We start from the raw sequence: 18,991 nt of genomic DNA, 5'->3' as shown, positions 1-18,991 counted from the left end.
TCGAGGTCCTGGCGGCATGCCCGGCCGGCGCCCAATGGCAGGATGTTGGGCGTGCCTAGCGCTGTACCCGTCACCAGTCGGCGGGGTGTGCTCGCCGGGGGTGCGGCGCTTGCTGCGCTCGGGGTGGTCGTCTCCGCCTGCGGTGAGTCCCCGCCGAAACCCCCAGCGGTCGAACAATTATTGGGTCCGTTAGACCAGGCCAGACACGACAGCGTGCTCGCCGGTGCGGCCGCCGCGGCCGTCGGCGTCGCGCCGCAGATCGCGGCCGCGCTGTCGGTGGTGGCCAACCAGCGCGCCGCACACGCCCGCGCACTGTCCACGGAGATCGCCCGGGCGGCTGGCAAGCTCAGCGCCTCCACGAGCGAAACCACCAGCGCCGCTCCCAGTCCGGCCGCGCCGGCGGGGCCGCCACCGCCGCCACCCCCGGTGTCCGACGTAATCAATGCGCTGAAGACCTCGGCCGACAACGCCGCCCGGTTGGTGTCGGCCGAGTCGGGCTACCGGGCCGGGCTGCTGGCGTCCATCGCCGCGTCGTGCACGGCGTCCTACCTGGTGGCACTGGTGCCCGGGGGACCGTCGATATGACCTCCGGCAAGGACGCCGACAACCAGGCGCTCTGCGATGCCCTGGCGGTCGAGCACTCGACGATCTACGGCTACGGCATCGTGTCCGCGCTGTCGCCGCCCAGCGTCAACAACCTGGTGGTGGAGGCGCTGCTGCAACACCGCCAGCGTCGCGACGACGTGATCGCCATGCTGGCCGCCCGCAAGGTCACCCCGCCACCGGCCGCCGCGGGCTATCAGCTGCCCCTGCTGGTGGGCAGCCCGGCCGACGCGGCTCGCCTGGCGGTGCGGATGGAGAACGACGGCGCGACGGCGTGGCGCGCGGTCACCGAGCACGCCGAGACCGCCGACGACCGTGCGTTCGCCTCGACGGCCCTGACCCAGAGCGCGGTGATGAGCGCGCGCTGGAGCCGCATCCTGGGCGCCTGGCCGATCACCAGCAGTTTCCCCGGCGGCAACGAGTAAGCCCGCTTAGCCGGTCACCGCGTTCACGATCTCAGTGGCCAGCGAGACACCGGCCGCCAGTTCGCGCGCCTGCCCGCCGAAGCGGTCGCGAAGCTCCACGACGCCATTGGCCCAACCCCGGCCGACCACGACGATCCAGGGCATCCCGAGCAGCTCGGCGTCCTTGAACTTGACCCCGGGCGAGGCGGTGCGGTCGTCCAGCAACACCTCGAGGCCCAGTCGGCTCAGGTCGGCGGCCAGCGTCGTGGCGCCTTCGCGGGCCTGCGCGTCCTTGTTGGCGATCACCAGGTGCACGTCGAACGGGGCGATCGACGCCGGCCAGCGCAGGCCCAGTTCGTCGTGCTGCTGCTCGGCGACGACGGCAACCAGACGCGACACCCCGATGCCGTAGGAGCCCATGGTCAGTCGCACCGGCTTGCCGTCCTCGCCGAGCACGTCGGCGGCGAACGCGTCGGTGTACTTGCGGCCCAGCTGGAAGATGTGCCCAATCTCGATGCCGCGCGCCATGACCAGCGGGCCGGCACCGTCGGGAGACGGGTCGCCTTCGCGCACTTCGGCGGCCTCGATGGTGCCGTCGGCAGTGAAGTCGCGGCCGGCCACCAGCCCGACCACATGGCGGCCCGGCTCGTCGGCCCCGGTGATCCAGCTGGTGCCGTCCACCACCCGCGGGTCGACGAGATAGCGAACCTCGTTGTCCAGCAATGCCTTCGGACCGATATAGCCCTTCACCAGGAACGGGTACTTGGCGAAATCCGCGTCGCCGAGCAATTCGTATTCGGCCGGCTCCAGCGCGGCGCCCAGCCGTTTGTCGTCGACCTCGCGGTCTCCGGGCACCCCGATGGCCAGCAGCTCCCACTCCCCGCCCGGCGCACGGACCTTGACCAGAACGTTCTTCAGCGTGTCGGCCGCGGTAACGGTGCGGCCCAGTCCGGCGCCGTTGGCCCACTGGACCAGCGCGGCGATGGTCGGGGTATCGCCGGTGTCGTGCACCTGCGCCGCGGGCTGACCGTCGATGGGCAGCGCCTCGGGGCGGGCGGTGAGCACCGCTTCGACGTTGGCGGCATACCCCGACTCCGCGCACCGCACGAAGGTGTCCTCACCGATCGGGCTCTCGGCCAGGAACTCTTCGGACGCGCTGCCACCCATCGCGCCCGACACCGCCGACACGATCACGTAGCCAACCCGCAACCGGTCGAAGATGCGCTGGTAGGCCTCCCGGTGCGCGTGGTAGGCGGCCTTGAGCCCGGCGGCGTCGATATCGAAGGAGTAGGAGTCCTTCATCACGAATTCTCTGGCACGCAGGATGCCGGCCCGCGGCCGCGCCTCGTCGCGGTACTTGATCTGAATTTGGTACAGCGTCAGCGGGAAATCCTTGTAGGAGCTGTACTCCCCCTTGACGGCCAGGGTGAAGAACTCCTCGTGCGTGGGGGCGAGCATGTAGTCGTTCCCGCGACGGTCCTGCACGCGGAACACCCCGTCGCCGTACTCGGTCCAGCGATTCGTCGTCTCATACGGCCCGCGCGGCAGCAGCCCGGGGAACAGGATCTCCTGCCCGCCGATCGCGTTCATCTCTTCGCGGACAACGCGTTCGATATTGCGCAGCACCCGCAGCCCCAGCGGCAGCCAGCTGTACAGCCCGGGGGCGACCTGCCGGATGTATCCGGCCCGCACCAGCAATTTGTGGCTGGGCACTTCGGCGTCGGCGGGATCGTCGCGCAGGGTGCGCAGGAACAGCTCGGACATCCGGGTGATCACAGCGGGCCAGCCTAGCGTGATGACTCACGGCATCCAGCCGTGGGAAAGACGTTGCGAGTTACAGCTCGCCGGCGTCGATGGCTTCCTTGACCTCTTGGGCGTGCGCGACCTGCTCCGGGGTGTACCCGATGAACAGGGCGGCAAGGCCGACGATGACGGCCGTGCCGGCCACCCATAGCAGCCCATAGGTGTAGCCGTGGTCAAGGGCTCGCAATTGTGCGTCGTTCATCACCTTCACCGGGCCGGTGGTGCCGCCCAGGTACAGCGTGCGCGAGGTGATGACGGCCTGGATGACGGCCAGCACCAGCGGCCCGCCCAGGCTTTGCAGCATCAGCGTCATCGCCGACACCGGGCCGATCTGGTCGAAACCGACGCCCGCGATCGCGGCCAGCGTCAGCGGCACCACGACCATGCCGATGCCGATTCCGCCGACGACGATCGGCAGCACCAGATTCGGGAAGTACGGCACGCCGCGGTGCATGAACGCCCAGCCGTAGATCATGGCCAGCAGCAGCAGCCAACCACCGCCGATGGTCAGCACTCGCGGCGAGAACCGCGACACCAGCTGCGAGGAGATACCCAGACCGATGCCCATCGCGATGACGAACGGGATGAATCCGACGCCGGCACGCAGCGCGCTGTAGCCCAGGATGTCCTGAACGTAGAGGCCGATGCAGACGGTGAGGCTGAACATCACGCCGCCGGCCAGCAGGATCGCGGTGAACGTGACCAGCCGGTTGCGGTCGCGGAACAAGCCGAACGGCACGACGGGGTTCTCGGCGGTGCGCTCGACGATGGCGAACGCGATGGCGGCGGCCACGGCCACCGCACCCGAACCCAGCGTGATCGCCGATATCCAGCCCTTTTCCGGGCCCATCGAGAAGGCGAACACCGCAGCCGTGCAGGCCAAGGTGGCCAGCATGGCCCCGGTGGCGTCGAGCTTCATCCGCTCCCGGTTGGTCTCGCGCAGCGCGGTGCGGGCCAGGTAGATCATCACCAGCCCGATCGGCACGTTGACCAGGAACGCCAGCCGCCAGGAGACCTCGGTCAGCGCGCCGCCGACGACCAGGCCCATCACCGAACCGATCGCGGTCATCGCGGCGAACACGGCGGTGGCCGCGTTGCGCGCCGGACCCTTGGCAAACGTCGTCGCTACCAGGGCCAGACCGGTGGGCGACGCGATCGCCGACCCGACACCCTGCAGCAGCCGGGCGATGACCAGCGTCACCTCGTCCCAGGCCACCGCGCACAACACCGAGGAGATGGTGAACAGCGTGACGCCGACGATGAAGGTGCGTTTGCGGCCGATGGTGTCACCGAGGCGCCCGCCCAGCAGCATCAGCCCGCCGAAGGTGAGCACATACGCGGTGATCACCCAGCTACGGCCGGCGTCGGACAGGCTCAGCTCGTTCTGAATCTTAGGAAGCGCGACGATCGCGACGGTGCTGTCCATCGTTGCCAGCAACTGCATGCCGCCGATGGCGATCACGGCCGCGATGAAGCGGCGGGAAGGCAGCCAGGTCGGGTAATACCTGCTAGTGCGGGTGGTGGCGGACCCGGAAGCGGTTTCCGACGGGCGCTCGGCGCGCTCGGGTGCCGGACGATCGGGGCGCAGAGCGGACCAATTTCGGGCCGCGCGCTCAGTGTCGTTGAGGGCCGTCATAACGAGTTACCTTACAGTAATCTTAAGAATCGTTTAAACCCCGAACGCTACTCAGGCCTACTACGGGCCCTATCACGATGATCGCGGGAGGTCTGATCCCCTCCGCCCGCACCTTTTGCGGCGTGTCGGCAAGAGTCGCCCGCAACGTGTGCTGCGCCGGGGTCGTTCCGTGCTGAACGACAAGGACCGGCGTATCCGCAGGTCGACCGCCTTCCAGCAGCGCGTTGACGAAGAGTTCGATGCGTTCGACGGCCATCAGCAAAACGATCGTGCCGGACAACGCTGCCAGTGCATTCCAATTCACTAACGATTCGGGATGCCCGGGCGCCAGATGGCCGCTGACCACCACGAACTCGTGATTTACCGCTCGATGGGTGACGGGAACATCCGCCAGCGCGGGCACCGCTATGGCACTCGTCACACCGGGCACCACGGTGACCGGAATGCCGGCGTCGGCGCACGCGATCACTTCCTCGTAACCGCGGGCGAACACGAATGGGTCACCGCCCTTGAGGCGAACGACGAAGTGCCCGGCGCGGGCCCGTTCGATCATCACGTCGTTGATCGCGTCCTGGGCCATGGCCCGGCCGTACGGGATCTTGGCGGCGTCGATGACTTCGACGTGCGGCCCCAGCTCGGCGAGCAGTTCGGGCGGGGCCAGGCGATCGGCGACCACGACGTCGGCCTGGGCCAGCAGCCGCCGCCCGCGGACGGTGATCAGCTCGGGGTCGCCGGGGCCACCCCCGATCAGCGCCACCCCGCCGCGCACGGCGTCGGAGCTCCCCGAGCTGCCCGGGGCGATCAGGCCCTGTTGCAGCGCCTCGCGGATCGCCGAGCGGATCGCCGCCGACCGGCGGTGCTCGCCACCGGCCAGCACACCCACCGACAGGCCGGCGTATTCGAACGACGCCGGGGTCACCGCGGTGCCCTCGATGGCGATGTCGGCGCGCACGCAGAAGATCTGCCGGCTGTCGGCCTCGGCGACGACGGCCTCGTTGACCGCCGCGTCGTTGGTGGCCGCGATCGCATACCAGGCTCCGTCGAGGTCACCGGCGCGGTATTCGCGCATCGTCAACGTGATTCCGCTCATCGCCTCGACGGCGGGGGTGGCAGTCCGGCTGATCACGTGGACGTCGGCGCCACTCGAGATCAGCAGGGGTAGCCGGCGCTGGGCGACCGAGCCGCCGCCGACCACAACGACCTTCTTGCCGGCCAGCCGCAGTCCGACGAGGTAGGGGCTCTCGGTCACCCGGCAAGCCTAGTGAAGACGATCGGCGCGGCCGTCACGACGGGCGCGCCGCGGCGCGGGCGACGAACCGCGCCACCGCGTCGGGCACCGCGGCCGGGTGGGTGTGCAGATACGACGCGTGCACCCCGGCGTGCACCACGCCGTCGCGCAGCGGCGCCGCGTCGCCGGCCCGGTAGACCCAGGCCGGCTGGTAGCTCTCGGTGAAGGTGATCACGGTCCGGTGGAATTCGTGTCCGACCACCCCGGCCCCGGCTGCGTACAGCGCCGAATCGGCCACCGCGACCGCGTCGCGATACGCCAGCTTCAGCGCCGCGGTGAACCGCGCCGCCCCGCCCAGCACCCCGCACATCGGGTACCCGTCGAGTTCGGAAGCCAGGTAGATCAGGCCCGCGCATTCCGCGTGCACCGGAGCCCCGGCGGCAGCCAACTCGCGGATCTGCTGTCGCACAACATCATTGGCGGAAAGATCGGCGGTGAACTGTTCGGGGAAGCCGCCGGGCAGCAGCACGGCGGCGGTGCCGTCGGGCAGCGTATCGACCAGCGGGTCGAACTCGACCACGTCGGCACCGGCCGCGCTCAACAGCTCGGCATGTTCGGCGTAGCCGAAGCTGAATGCCTTGCCCGCGGCCATTGCGACCGTGGCGCGGCCGGGCGCCGTCCCCCCCACCGCGGCAACGGGGTCCCACGGTGTGCTGGTGGTGCGGCTTGCCGCGACCGCCAGCACCGCGGCCAGGTCGACATGCCGCGCGATCAGATCGGTCATCGCCTCGACGGCGAGCCGGGCCCGCCGCCCGTATTCGACCGCGGTGACCAGGCCCAAATACCGTGTCGGCAGCTCCAATTCGGCGGTTCGCGGAATGGCACCCAACACCGGGATGCCGGTGTGCTCGCAGGCCTGTCGCAACACCTGCTCGTGCCGGGGCGATCCCACCCGGTTGAGGATCACGCCGGCGATCCGGGTTGCGGTATCGAACGTCGAAAAGCCATGCAACAGTGCGGCAATGCTGTGGCTCTGGCCGCGCGCGTCGACGACCAGGATCACCGGGGCGCCGACCAGCGCGGCGACGTGCGCCGTGGAGCCCGCCGGCGGTGTGTCGGGCCCGATTCGCCCGTCGAACAGACCCATCACGCCCTCGATCACCGCGATGTCCGCGCCGGCGGCGCCGTGCGCGTAGAGCGGGCCGATCAGCTCGTCGCCCACCATCACCGAATCGAGGTTGCGCCCGGGCCGGCCCGCGGCCAGCCCGTGGTAGCCGGGGTCGATGAAGTCGGGCCCCACCTTGAACGGCGCGACCGTGTGCCCGGCCTGGCGCAGGGCCCCGATCAAACCCGTTGCGATCGTGGTCTTTCCGCTGCCGGAGGCGGGCGCGGCGATGACGACCGCGGGGGCGTTCACCACTCGATGCCCTTCTGCCCCTTGCGGCCCGCATCCATCGGATGCTTGACCTTGGTCATCTCGGTGACCAGGTCGGCGACCTCGATCAGTCGCGGCGGGGCGGCGCGTCCGGTGATCACCATATGCTGATGGCCGGGCCTGGCCACCAATGCGTCCACCACCTCGTCGACGTCGACCCACCCCCACTTCAGCGGGTAGGTGAACTCGTCGAGCACATAGAAGTCGTGACGCTGCTCGGCCAGCCGGCGCGAGATCTCCACCCAGCCGTCGGCGGCCGCGGCCGCGTGGTCGTCCTCGCTGCCCGATTTGCGCGTCCAGGACCAGCCGCTGCCCATCTTGTGCCATTCCACCGCCGCACCGACGCCATGCTCCTCGTGCAATCGGCCCAGCCGCCGAAAGACGGCTTCTTCCCCCACTTTCCACTTCGCGCTCTTGACGAACTGAAACACCGCGACGTCGAGGCCGACGTTCCACGCGCGCAACGCCATCCCGAACGCCGCGGTGGACTTGCCCTTGCCCTCACCGGTATGCACCGCCAGCACCGGCAGGTTGCGCCGGGCCCGGGTGCTCAGTCCGTCATCCGGCACCTGCAGCGGGATTCCCTGTGGCATGGTCAGGCCGCGCCGCGGACGGCTCGTGTCAGATGGTCGGCGTGCAGTTGCTCCAGCCGGACGGTCGGTGCGCCGAGCTGGCGGGCCAGCTGCTGAGCCAATCCCAGTCGCACATACGACGTTTCACAGTCCACGACCACCGCGGCGGAACCCTCGGCCGCCAGTCGCGACGCCGCGATTCGACTGCGGCCCAACGGGTCCGGGCCCGCGGTTGCCCGGCCGTCGGTCAGCACCACCACCAGCGGACGGCGCGCGCGATCGCGGGCCCGCTCCCGCACGACCAGCTCCCGCGCGGCCAGCAGACCCTCGGCCAGCGGGGTCTTGCCGCCGGTGTCGAATCGGGCCAGCCGCCGGCCGGCGATGTGGGCCGACGAGGTCGGCGGCAGCAGCAACCGCGCTTCCTGCTGCCGGAACGTGATCACCGCGACCTTGTCGCGCCGTTGATAGGCGTCGCGCAACAGCGACAGGGCGGCACCGCTGACGGCGGCCATCCGGTCGCGGGCGGCCATCGACCCGGACGCGTCGACGACGAAGATCACCAGGTTGCCTTCGCGTCCCTCGCGGATGGCGCGGCGGATGTCACCCGGCCGCGGGCGCAGCGGTCCCGCGCCGGCCTGCTCGGCGGCCGACAGCAGAGTGGCGAACAGGTGCAGACCATGGGCGCCCGCGTCGTCGGCGCCGGCCGACGCCACGACGCTGCCCGAGGAATTGCGGGCCCGCGAGCGCCGGCCGGGCGCGCCTTCACCGACGCCGGGCACCGTCAATGCCCGGGTGCGAAACGTCTTCGACGGCGGTGCGCTGGGTCGTGTCTGGGGCGTCTGGGTTTTCCCGTTGGAAGACGACTCTTGTTGTGCGGCTGAGTCATTGGCGGACTGGCCGCCGCCGGGCGGGTCGGGATCGGGCTCCGGCTGGTCGCCGGCTTGCCGCAGCGCCTCGTCCAGCTGCTCGCGATCGATGCCCGGGTCGTCGAACGGGTCGCGGCGACGCCGGTGCGGCAGCGCCAGCTCGGCGGCCACCCTGATGTCCTGCTCGGCCACGGTTGTCGCGCCCCGCCAGGCGGCGTGCGCGACGGCGGTGCGCGCCACCACCAAATCCGCCCGCATCCCATCGACGTCGAACGCCGCACACAGCGCCGCGATGCGCCGTAATTCGTTGTCCGGCAACACAACATCGTCGACCAGTGCGCGGGCCGCGGCGATCCGCTGGGCCAGCTCGGCGTCGTCGGGGGCGTAGCGGGTGGCGAACCCGTCCGGGTCGGCCTCGTAGGCCATCCGCTGCCGGATCACCTCCGCGCGCACCTCGACGTCACGCGAAGCGTGCACCTCGACCGTCAGCCCGAACCGGTCGAGTAGCTGCGGGCGCAGTTCGCCTTCCTCTGGATTCATCGTGCCGATCAGCACGAAACGCGCCTCATGCGAATGCGAGATGCCGTCGCGTTCGATGTGCACCCGGCCCATCGCGGCGGCGTCGAGCAGCACGTCGACCAGATGATCGTGCAGCAGGTTGACCTCGTCGACGTACAGCACGCCGCCGTGGGCACGCGCGAGCAACCCGGGCGAGAAAGCATGCTCGCCGTCGCGCAGCACCCGCTGCAGATCCAGCGACCCGATCACCCGGTCTTCGGTTGCGCCGAGCGGCATTTCGACCAGGCCGGACCCGCCGCCGTTGGTTCCGGTCGCCGCGGACAACAGCGCGGCAAGCCCGCGCACGGCCGTCGATTTGGCGGTGCCCTTCTCGCCGCGGATCAGCGCGCCGCCGATTTCCGGGCGCACCGCACACAGCAGCAGCGCCAGCCGTAACTGGTCGTGGCCGACGATCGCGCTGAACGGATACGGCTTCACGGCTTGGCCGTCTGCCCGGAGCCGGGCCGCAGCATGGGGACGTGCGGCACGCCGTCGTCGATGAAATCGTCGCCGTCGCGCACAAAACCATGGTGGGCGTACATCTCGGCGAGATAGGTCTGCGCATTGATCCGGCACGGGTAGTTACCGACCTCGGCCAGCGCGGCCCGCAGCAGCCGGGTGGTGTGGCCCTGTCCGCGCACACCGCGTTTGGTGCACAGCCGCCCGATCCGGAACACCTTCTCCCCGCCCGCGTGCTCCTCCATCAGCCGCAGCGTGCTGATCACCTCGCCGTCCGCCGTCTCCAGCCAGAAGTGCCGGGTCTCGGCGAGCAAATCCCGCCCGTCCAGTTCCGGATACGGGATGGCCTGCTCCACGACAAACACCTCTACCCGTAGCTTGAGTAGCTCGTAAAGGGTCTGCGCGTCAAGGTCTTTGGCCCAGATGCGGCGTAGCGCTTCTGTCATCGGCGCCGCTCCTCCTCATCAGTTCGGTTGGCTCGCCGGCGCGGTTCATGAGCCGTTCAACTGTAATACGTTGGCGCTCCACGTTCTCACCTCGTCGTAGAGCGCCGGTTCCTCGGATAGCCGGGTCCCCAGCGAGGGCACCATCTCTTTGAGCCTGGGTAGCCAGGATTGGTAGCGGTCGGCAAAACAACTGGCCAGCACATCGAGCATGATCGGGACGGCCGTCGAGGCGCCGGGCGAGCCGCCGAGCAGACCCGCGATGCTGCCGTCCGACGATCCCACCACGGTGGTGCCGAACTCGAGGGCCCCACCCTTGCCCGCGACCCGCCGGATCACCTGCACGCGCTGACCGGCCACCGTCAGTTGCCAATCCGAATCCCGCGCGCCAGGCGCGAATTCGCGCAGCACATCCATCCGGTCGCGTTCGGTGAGGCGCAGTTGGCGAACCAGATAATTGACCAGCGTCATCTCAGTGATCCCGACCCCCAGCATCGACACCACGTTGTCCCGCCTGACCGAACGGGGCAAATCACTGACGTGACCATGTTTCAGGAACTTAGGCGACCAACCGGCATACGGCCCGAAGACCAGCCACGACTTGCCGTTGACGAACCGAAGGTCCAGATGCAGCGCCCCGAGCGGCGGGGCACCGGGGGCGGGGACGCCGTAGACCTTGCCCCGGTGCGCGGCGGTCAGCGCCGGGTTGTCGGTGCGCAGGAACCGCCCGCCGATCGGGAAGCCGGCGAAGCCTTTGACCTCCGCGATCCCAGACTTCTGTAACAGCGGCAGTGCGTCACCACCGCCGCCGACGAATACGAATTTTGCGTCCAGCTTGCGCTTTTCGCCGGTCCGCCGGTTTGCGATCCGCAGCGTCCAGCCGCCGGCATGACGGGTCAGGTTGCGCACCTCGTGGCCGAACAGCGCCGTGGCGCCGTGGCGCACGCAATAGCCGATGAGCTGCTTGGTCAGCGCGCCGAAGTCGACGTCGGTGCCGTCGGCGGCCCAGTTGAGCGCAGTCGGCTCCGAGAAGTCACGTCCGTCGGCCATCAACGGCAGCCGGCGGGCGAACTCGCCCGGGTCGTCGACCAATTCCGTCCCGGCGAACAGCGGATTCGGCGCCAGCGCCTGCTGACGGCGCCGCAGATAATCGACCTGTCGCGCGCCCTGCACGAAGCTGACATGCGGGACGGCGTTGACGAAGCCCGGATCGGTGAGGATGCCGTGCTCGACGGCATAGGCCCAGAACTGGCGCGTCACCTGGAATTGCTCGTTGATCGACACGGCTTTGGTGATGTCGATCGACCCGTCCCGCTCGGGGGTGTAGTTCATCTCGCACAGCCCGGCATGCCCGGTGCCCGCGTTGTTCCAGGGGCTACTGCTCTCGGCGGCGACCGCATCGAGTCGCTCGACCACCGTGATCGACCAGTCCGGCTCCAGCCGCCGCAGCAATACGGCCAGGGTGGCGCTCATGATCCCGGCGCCGACCAGCACGATGTCGGTGCGCGCCGTTGTGTCTGACACCGAAACGCTGGCCCTTTCTGATTCCTTTTCTAGGTCCTTTTCCAGCCGGTCATCCAGGCTATCCCGGCCGGCGCGGCCGCGCCGACCCGAACCGGCCACGACCAGCAAAAGCAGTCGCCACGCTAAGCTGGCCTGGTGACTGGCTGGGTGCCCGATGTCCTGCCTGGCTATTGGCAGTACACCATCGAATTGGGACCCGACCCCGCCGGCGAGGGCGACATCGTCGCAACCTTGATTCGGCGCGGCCCCGGCGGCGGTGACGGCGGCGGTCTCGAGCACGCGGTTCTGACGGTGCACGGTTACACCGACTATTTCTTCAACACCGCGCTGGCCGATCACTTCGCCGCCCGTGGTTTCACCTTCTACGCATTGGACCTGCAGAAGTGCGGACGGTCGCGACGCGACGGCCAGACCCCACACTTCATCACCGATCTCGCGCACTACGACACCGAACTCGACCGCGCCCTGGCCGTGATCGGCGAGCAGGCCCCCGACGTCCGGGTCCTGATGTACGGCCATTCGGCCGGCGGCCTGATCGTGCCGCTGTGGCTGGACCGGTTGCGCCGCCGAAACGCCAAGGCGCACGCGGGTATCGGCGGCTTGGTGCTCAACAGCCCCTTCCTGGATCTGCATGGCCCGGCGGTGCTGCGCCTGGGCATGACGTCGGCGATGATCGGCGGCCTGTCGCGGGTGCGTTCCAAAGTCGTGTTGCGTGGCACCAGCAAGGGCGGATACGGCACCACGCTGCACCGCGACTACGACGGCGAGTTCGACTACAACCTGGACTGGAAACCGTTGGGCGGCTTCCCTATTACCGCGGGATGGCTGCACGCCGTGCGCCGCGGCCAGGCCCGCCTGCACCGGGGCCTCGACGTGGGGGTGTCGAACCTGATCCTGCGCTCGGACCACAGCGTGACCGAATCCGCGGACGCGATGTCGATGCAACGCGGCGACGCGGTCCTCGACGTCACTCAGATCGCCCGGTGGGCGGGCTGCATCGGGCACCGCAGCAACGTCGTTCCGGTGGCCGACGCCAAACACGACGTGTTCCTGTCGCTGGAGGGTCCGCGCTCGGTCGCCTATCGGGAACTGGATCTGTGGCTGGACGGCTACCTGCGCTCCACGAACAGCGACGCCTCGGCATCGTTCGGAAAGGGGTGACGGCGTGGAGACCTACGACCTCGCGATCATCGGAACCGGCTCGGGCAACACCGTTCTCGATGACCGTTTCGCCGACAAGCGGGTGGCGATCTGCGAGCAGGGCACCTTCGGCGGCACCTGTCTCAACGTCGGCTGCATCCCGACCAAGATGTTCGTCTACGCCGCCGAGGTCGCCCAAACCATCCGTGAGGCTTCGCGTTACGGCGTCGACGCACACATCGACCGGGTGCGCTGGGACGACATCGTCTCGCGCGTCTTCGGGCGCATCGATCCGATCGGGGTCGGCGGCGAGGACTATCGCAGCTCGGCGCCCAACATCGACGTGTACAAGCAGCACACCCGGTTCGGTCCGGTCCAGGCCGACGGGCGCTATCTGCTGCGCACCGACGCCGGCGACGAGTTCACCGCCGAGCAGGTGGTGGTCGCCGCGGGGGCTCGGGCCGTGGTTCCCGCCGCGATCCTCGACTGCGGCGCGCAGTACTACACCAGCGACACCATCATGCGAATCTCGGAATTCCCAGAACATCTGGTGATCGTCGGGGGTGGTTTCGTGTCCGCCGAATTCGCCCATATGTTCTCGTCGCTGGGCGCGCGGGTCACGCTGGTGGTGCGTGGCTCCGCGTTGCTGCGGCACTGCGACGACGCCCTGTGCAAGCGCTTCACCCGCATCGCGTCGAGCAAATGGGAACTGCACACCCACTGCAACGTCGTGAGCGCCGAGAACCAGGGCTCCGGTGTCGCGGTGCGACTCGACAACGGCCACACCATCAACGCCGACGCGATGCTGGTCGCGACCGGCCGGGTTTCCAACGCCGATCAACTCGACCTCGAGCAGGCCGGCATCGCCGTCGAGGACGGCCTCGTCGTCGTTGACGAGTACCAAAGAACTACGGCGCGTGGGGTTTTCGCTCTCGGTGACGTTTCCTCGAAGTATCAACTCAAGCACGTCGCCAATCACGAGGCGCGGGTGGTGCAGCACAATCTGCTGTGCGACTGGGACGACACCGAGGCGATGGCGGTCACCGACCATCGCTTCGTGCCGTCCGCGGTGTTCACCGACCCGCAGGTCGCCTGCGTCGGACTTACGGAAAACGAAGCCATTGCACAGGGTTTCAAGATCTCGGTGAAGATCCAGGATTACGGCGACGTCGCCTACGGATGGGCGATGGAGGACACCACCGGGTTCGTCAAGCTGATCGGCGAGTGCGGCACCGGGCGTCTGCTGGGTGCCCACATCATGGGCCATCAGGCCTCGTCGATCATCCAGCCCTTGATCCAGGCGATGAGCTTCGGGCTGACCGCTCCCGAGATGGCGCGCGGGCAGTACTGGATTCACCCGGCGCTGCCCGAAGTGGTGGAGAACGCGCTATTGGGCCTGCGCTGACCTCAGCGCCGAGCCGCGGACCCGCCCTGCTGGCATTGCGGGCACAGACCCCGCAGCGTCAGCCCGGCCCGATCCGACAGAGCGAACGCACTGCCCTCCATCGCGTGCTCGAGCGCCGAGCTGAGCTGACGCGCGGGCACTTCGATGATCGAGTCGCACTGCGTGCACACCGCGTGGTGGTGCGGGGCGGTCGCCAATCCGTAGGTCGTGATCCCGCCGTCGAGGGTGAGCGCGTGCAACACCGCCTGCTCGACCAGCGTGGTCACCGTGCGGTAGATGGTGGCCACATCGGGCGGCTGAGCGCCGGCGGGCAGGCTCGCCCGCACCCGCTGGTGAATCTCCGCGACGGAGAGGTGTCCGTTCACGGGTTCGAGCACCGCCAGTACCTGGATCCGCGAGGTCATGCGCCGCAATCCGCGGGCACGCAGGAAGTCGCCGATGCGTTCGGTGACCGCGGGATCAAGCGACGACGGGTTGGACGTCACCCGCCTAGTCTTGCGCCGGATACCCCGGATTGCCAGTCTGGACCGTCCCGCCGCCGTGAGCACGCCCTGGATTCACCGGGTATCCGCGACCGCACGGGTGTAGAAACGACGTCATGGCCGCGCGCCCGGGGACCGGCGATGCATGAGCTCTCGCTGTGCGAGGCGATCGCCGGCGTGGTCAAAACACATGCCGACGGACGGCACGTCGACGTCGTCCGTGTCCGGATCGGCGCCCTGCGCCAGGTGGTCCCCGATTCGTTGGCGTTCTGCTGGACACTCGTCCGGGAGTCGGAGAACATGCCGGACGCCGAGCTGGAACTCGAGTGCGTCGGCGCCGAGGTGCGCTGCCGCGCGTGCGGCCGCCGGTCGGAGATCACCTCGGCCTGGTCGATTTGGTGTCCACGCTGCGACAGCTCCGACGTCGAGGTCGTGTCCGGCAACGAGTTCCTGGTGACGTCGCTGGACGTGTCGTGAGAAAGGGCCCGCGGCACCGTTGGCACATCGAAAGGTGTTGAGCGATGGGTAGATTTCATCGGCACGACGACGGCACCGTGCACACCCACGCGCACGAGCACGACCACGGCGATCACCGTCACTACGAGACCGGCACGCAGCGCATCGACGTACTGGAGGCGATCTTCGCCGAGAACGATGTTCGCGCCGAGGCCAACCGGGCCGCATTCGAGAGCAACGGCATCCGTGCGCTCAACCTGATGAGCTCGCCGGGCTCGGGGAAGACGACCGTCCTCGCGGCCACACTCGACGAGCTCGCCGGCCCGTTGACGATCGGGGTGATCGAGGGTGACATCGCCACCGACCTCGACGCGGCCAAGCTCAGCGGTCGCGGCGCCCAAGTGTCACTGCTGAACACCAGTAACGGCTTTGGCGGCGAATGCCACCTCGACGCGCCCATGGTCAATCGCGCACTGCCGGGCCTCGACCTACCCGGTCTGGACCTGGTGATCATCGAGAACGTCGGCAATCTGGTCTGCCCGGCGGAGTTCGACGTCGGCGAGCATGCCAAGGCCATGGTCTACTCCGTCACCGAGGGCGAGGACAAGCCACTGAAGTATCCCGTCATGTTCAGATCGGTGGATGTGGTGTTGCTCAACAAGATTGACCTGATCCCCCACCTGGACGTGGACGTGGACAGCTACATCGCGCACGTTCGCGAGGTCAATGCGACGGCGCCGATCCTGCCGGTCAGCGCCCGCACCGGCGCCGGCATGGGCGCCTGGTTCGGCTGGCTGAGACGCTTCGCCGAAGGCGCCGTGGACTGAACCCTGACTGTCTTGCAAATCATTTGCAGGACAGCGCCATTGATTCACGACGCGTGCCGGAACCGTTGACAACCCTTGAGGGCGGGAGTAGACCCAAAAACAGCGCTGCGCAAGTGGGCCGACGGTCGACTCCGGCGGCGCAGGGGCCCCAGCCCGGCCCCGGAAAGCTGCAGCATGCCAACGGAAGCAGCAGTCAAAGCAGAAGAGACGCTGATCCACGTTCTATGGATCAACGCGGGCCTCAGTTGTGACGGTGATTCGGTGGCGTTGACTGCCGCCACCCAGCCCAGCGTCGAGGAGATCGCTCTCGGGGCTCTGCCCGGTCTCCCCAAAGTCGCCGTGCACTGGCCCCTGATCGATTTCGAATGCGGACCCAACGGGGGCGCGGACGACTTCCTCGAGTGGTTCTTCAAGGCCGATCGCGGTGAATTGGAACCGTTCGTGCTTGTCGTCGAGGGATCCATTCCCAACGAGAAGATCAAGGACGAGGGCTACTGGTGTGGGTTCGGCAACGACCCCGCCACCGGTCAGCCGATGACCACCAGCGAGTGGCTCGACCGGCTGGCGCCCAAGGCCACGGCGATCGTCGCGGTCGGGACCTGCGCCACCTACGGCGGCATCCACGCGATGGCCGGCAATCCGACCGGAGCGATGGGCGTACCCGACTACCTCGGCTGGGGATGGAAAAGCAAGGCCGGGATCCCGATCGTGTGCGTGCCCGGCTGCCCGATCCATCCCGACAACCTGTCCGAGACGCTGACCTACCTGCTGTACATGGCCACCGGTCAGGCGCCGATGATCCCGCTCGACGACGCGCTGCGCCCCAAGTGGCTATTCGGCAACACGGTGCACGAGGGGTGTGACCGGGCCGGCTACTACGAGCAGGGTGATTTCGCCACCGAGTACGGCTCACCGAAATGCATTGTCAAGCTTGGTTGTTGGGGCCCGGTCGTGAAATGCAACGTGCCCAAGCGTGGGTGGATCAACGGAATCGGTGGTTGCCCGAACGTCGGGGGGATCTGCATCGGGTGCACGATGCCGGGGTTCCCCGACAAGTTCATGCCGTTCATGGACGAACCGCCCGGGGGCAAGCTCTCCAGCACCGCGTCGGGGTTATACGGATCCGTGATTCGTAGTTTGAGGGGTATCACGGCCCGAACCGTCGACAAGGAACCGCGCTGGCGCCACAAGGGCACCGAGCTCGTCAGCGGGGCACGCCGCACCTGGTAGGTCGCGGCGCGCTCGTCTTGTTTCAGCGATCTTCACGCCACCAGCCCTTGGGGCAGAGAGCAGTAATGCGATGACAACCATCATTCCCAAACCGACCGAGGAAAAAAAGGAACCGGGTCAGCTCGTCGAGATGGCGTGGGACCCGATCACCAGAATCGTCGGCAGCCTTGGCATTTACACCAAGATCGATTTCGAGAACAAGGAAGTCGTCGAGTGTCACAGCACGTCGTCGATCTTCCGTGGCTATTCGATCTTCATGAAGGGCAAGGATCCCCGCGACGCGCACTTCATCACCAGCCGGATCTGCGGCATCTGCGGCGACAACCACGCGACGTGCTCGTGCTACGCGCAGAACATGGCTTACGGCGTCAAGCCACCACACCTGGGCGAGTGGATCGTCAACCTGGGTGAGGCCGCGGAATACATGTTCGACCACAACATCTTTCAGGAGAACCTGGTCGGCGTCGACTTCTGCGAGAAGATGGTCGCCGAGACAAATCCAAGCGTGCTTGCCCTGGCTGAGAAAACGCAGGCACCGCACGCCGACGCGCACGGTTATCGGACCATCGCCGACATCATGCGCTCGCTCAATCCGTTCAGCGGCGAGTTCTATCGCGAGGCGCTGGCGGTGAGCCGCTGGACGCGAGAGATGTTCTGCCTGATGGAAGGTCGCCACGTGCACCCGTCCACGCTGTACCCGGGCGGGGTGGGCACGGTCGCGACGATTCAGCTGATGACGGACTACATGACGCGGCTGATGCGCTATGTCGAGTTCATGAAGAAGGTCGTGCCGATGCACGACGACCTGTTCGACTTCTTCTACACCGCACTGCCCGGCTACGAGAAGGTCGGGCTGCGTCGCACCCTGCTCGGCTGCTGGGGCTCCTTCCAGGATCCCGAGGTGTGCAATTTCGCGTACCAGGACATGGAGCGTTGGGGAAACGCGATGTTCGTGACGCCGGGTGTGGTGGTGGACGGCCAGCTGGTCACCCACTCGCTGGTCGACATCAATCTCGGCATCCGGATCCTGTTGGGCAGTTCGTATTACGACGACTGGACCGAACAGGAGATGTTCGTCAAGACCGATCCACTGGGCAACGCGGTGGACCGTCGGCACCCGTGGAACCAGCACACCAACCCGCATCCGCAGAAGCGCGACATGGACGGCGGCAAGTACAGCTGGGTGATGTCACCGCGCTGGTTCGACGGCAAGGACCACTTGGCGCTCGACACCGGCGGGGGCCCGCTGGCGCGGCTGTGGTCGACCGCGCTGGCCGGCCTGGTCGACATCGGCTACGTCAAGGCGACCGGCGACAGCGTGCAGATCAACCTGCCCAAGACCGCGCTGAAGGGGCCGGTCGAGTTCGAGTGGAAGGTGCCCAAGTACGGCAGCAACACGATCGAACGCGACCGCGCCCGGACCTACTTCCAGGCCTACGCGGCGGCCTGCGCGCTGCACTTCGCCGAAAAGGCCTTGGCGGAGATCCGCGCCGGGCGCACCAAGACCTGGGAGCGCTTCGAGGTGCCCGACGAGGGCATCGGGTGCGGCTTCACCGAGGCGGTACGCGGCGTGCTGAGCCATCACTTGGTGATCCGGGACGGCAAGATCGCGAACTACCACCCGTACCCGCCGACGCCGTGGAATGCCAACCCGCGCGACAGTTTTGGCACGCCGGGCCCCTACGAGGACGCGGTCCAGGGGCAGCCGATTTTCGAGGAGAACGACCGGGAGAACTTCAAGGGCATCGACGTCATGCGCACCGTGCGCAGCTTCGACCCCTGCCTGCCGTGCGGTGTGCACATGTATCTGGGGAAGGGCAAGACCCTGGAGAGACTGCACACGCCAACGCAATCACCCGCCGGGGAGTGACGATCGCAAGCGCGGCGAAGCCGGGCGCAGCGGGTCGTCACAATATTGGA

General features: G+C 68.0%; 17 protein-coding genes. 8 read left to right on the top strand and 9 right to left on the bottom strand.

Annotation, left to right across the window (positions count from 1 at the left end):
* The first annotated feature begins 42 nt into the window (after positions 1 to 42).
* Together MAAFP003_RS08980 and MAAFP003_RS08975 are read left to right on the top strand one after the other, a co-directional pair.
* Positions 43 to 585 carry a hypothetical protein gene (locus MAAFP003_RS08980; protein ID WP_165796334.1) on the top strand — a complete coding sequence of 181 codons (543 nt, stop codon included), beginning with the start codon at positions 43 to 45 and terminating at the stop codon, positions 583 to 585.
* Complete coding sequence (locus MAAFP003_RS08975) at positions 582 to 1,028, top strand: ferritin-like domain-containing protein (RefSeq protein WP_096286214.1); 447 nt, start codon at positions 582 to 584, stop codon at positions 1,026 to 1,028. Before MAAFP003_RS08980 ends, MAAFP003_RS08975 begins: the two co-directional genes overlap by 4 nt.
* Positions 1,029 to 1,034: 6 nt before the next feature.
* Here MAAFP003_RS08975 and MAAFP003_RS08970 read toward each other — a convergent pair whose 3' ends face one another.
* From MAAFP003_RS08970 to mqo, 8 genes are read right to left on the bottom strand one after another with little or no spacing between them, the layout of a single operon-like run.
* A complete protein-coding gene (locus MAAFP003_RS08970) occupies positions 1,035 to 2,783 on the bottom strand; it encodes a proline--tRNA ligase (protein WP_096286212.1) in 1,749 nt (582 codons plus the stop codon).
* Positions 2,784 to 2,841: 58 nt separating this feature from the next.
* Complete coding sequence (locus MAAFP003_RS08965; RefSeq protein WP_096286210.1) at positions 2,842 to 4,446, bottom strand: MFS transporter; 1,605 nt, start codon at positions 4,444 to 4,446, stop codon at positions 2,842 to 2,844.
* Positions 4,447 to 4,468: 22 nt separating this feature from the next.
* Positions 4,469 to 5,695 carry a uroporphyrinogen-III C-methyltransferase gene (gene cobA / locus MAAFP003_RS08960; RefSeq protein WP_096286208.1) on the bottom strand — a complete coding sequence of 409 codons (1,227 nt, stop codon included), beginning with the start codon at positions 5,693 to 5,695 and terminating at the stop codon, positions 4,469 to 4,471.
* 34 nt (positions 5,696 to 5,729) lie between these two features.
* Positions 5,730 to 7,091: a cobyrinic acid a,c-diamide synthase CobB gene (locus MAAFP003_RS08955; protein WP_096290992.1), complete on the bottom strand. Its 1,362-nt coding sequence runs from the start codon at positions 7,089 to 7,091 to the stop codon at positions 5,730 to 5,732.
* Positions 7,088 to 7,702 (bottom strand): cob(I)yrinic acid a,c-diamide adenosyltransferase, encoded by a 615-nt coding sequence (gene cobO / locus MAAFP003_RS08950; RefSeq protein WP_096286206.1) that lies wholly within the window; start codon positions 7,700 to 7,702, stop codon positions 7,088 to 7,090. Before cobO ends, MAAFP003_RS08955 begins: the two co-directional genes overlap by 4 nt.
* Before the next feature lie 2 nt (positions 7,703 to 7,704).
* Positions 7,705 to 9,543, bottom strand: a complete 1,839-nt coding sequence (locus MAAFP003_RS08945; protein ID WP_096286204.1) for a magnesium chelatase subunit D family protein — start codon at positions 9,541 to 9,543, stop codon at positions 7,705 to 7,707.
* Positions 9,540 to 10,010: a GNAT family N-acetyltransferase gene (locus MAAFP003_RS08940; protein ID WP_096286202.1), complete on the bottom strand. Its 471-nt coding sequence runs from the start codon at positions 10,008 to 10,010 to the stop codon at positions 9,540 to 9,542. Before MAAFP003_RS08940 ends, MAAFP003_RS08945 begins: the two co-directional genes overlap by 4 nt.
* A gap of 45 nt (positions 10,011 to 10,055) precedes the next feature.
* Positions 10,056 to 11,480 (bottom strand): malate dehydrogenase (quinone), encoded by a 1,425-nt coding sequence (mqo, locus tag MAAFP003_RS08935; protein WP_423790888.1) that lies wholly within the window; start codon positions 11,478 to 11,480, stop codon positions 10,056 to 10,058.
* Positions 11,481 to 11,666: 186 nt separating this feature from the next.
* Between mqo and MAAFP003_RS08930 the strand changes: the two genes are divergently transcribed.
* Both MAAFP003_RS08930 and mtr read left to right on the top strand, forming a co-directional pair.
* Positions 11,667 to 12,692 carry an alpha/beta hydrolase gene (locus tag MAAFP003_RS08930; protein ID WP_243393838.1) on the top strand — a complete coding sequence of 342 codons (1,026 nt, stop codon included), beginning with the start codon at positions 11,667 to 11,669 and terminating at the stop codon, positions 12,690 to 12,692.
* Between the two features lie 4 nt (positions 12,693 to 12,696).
* Positions 12,697 to 14,076 carry a mycothione reductase gene (gene mtr / locus MAAFP003_RS08925; protein WP_096286198.1) on the top strand — a complete coding sequence of 460 codons (1,380 nt, stop codon included), beginning with the start codon at positions 12,697 to 12,699 and terminating at the stop codon, positions 14,074 to 14,076.
* A gap of 2 nt (positions 14,077 to 14,078) precedes the next feature.
* Here the strand turns inward: mtr and MAAFP003_RS08920 are convergent, their stop codons facing one another.
* On the bottom strand, positions 14,079 to 14,561 hold the full coding sequence (locus MAAFP003_RS08920) for a Fur family transcriptional regulator (protein WP_096286196.1): 483 nt from the start codon (positions 14,559 to 14,561) through the stop codon (positions 14,079 to 14,081).
* A 138-nt stretch (positions 14,562 to 14,699) separates the two neighbouring features.
* Between MAAFP003_RS08920 and MAAFP003_RS08915 the strand changes: the two genes are divergently transcribed.
* From MAAFP003_RS08915 to MAAFP003_RS08900, 4 genes are all read left to right on the top strand, one after another.
* Complete coding sequence (locus tag MAAFP003_RS08915) at positions 14,700 to 15,035, top strand: hydrogenase maturation nickel metallochaperone HypA (protein ID WP_096286194.1); 336 nt, start codon at positions 14,700 to 14,702, stop codon at positions 15,033 to 15,035.
* 44 nt (positions 15,036 to 15,079) lie between these two features.
* Positions 15,080 to 15,841, top strand: a complete 762-nt coding sequence (hypB, locus tag MAAFP003_RS08910; protein ID WP_096286192.1) for a hydrogenase nickel incorporation protein HypB — start codon at positions 15,080 to 15,082, stop codon at positions 15,839 to 15,841.
* Positions 15,842 to 16,015: 174 nt separating this feature from the next.
* Positions 16,016 to 17,071 carry an NADH-quinone oxidoreductase subunit B family protein gene (locus MAAFP003_RS08905; protein ID WP_096286190.1) on the top strand — a complete coding sequence of 352 codons (1,056 nt, stop codon included), beginning with the start codon at positions 16,016 to 16,018 and terminating at the stop codon, positions 17,069 to 17,071.
* A 70-nt stretch (positions 17,072 to 17,141) separates the two neighbouring features.
* Positions 17,142 to 18,941 (top strand): nickel-dependent hydrogenase large subunit, encoded by a 1,800-nt coding sequence (locus MAAFP003_RS08900; protein ID WP_096286188.1) that lies wholly within the window; start codon positions 17,142 to 17,144, stop codon positions 18,939 to 18,941.
* Positions 18,942 to 18,991 lie beyond the last annotated feature (50 nt).

This window comes from Mycobacterium ahvazicum (assembly GCF_900176255.2).
Lineage (GTDB): Bacteria > Actinomycetota > Actinomycetes > Mycobacteriales > Mycobacteriaceae > Mycobacterium > Mycobacterium ahvazicum.
The sequence above is the reverse complement of the archived record's forward strand: the minus strand, read 5'-3'. Positions and strand labels throughout refer to the sequence as shown.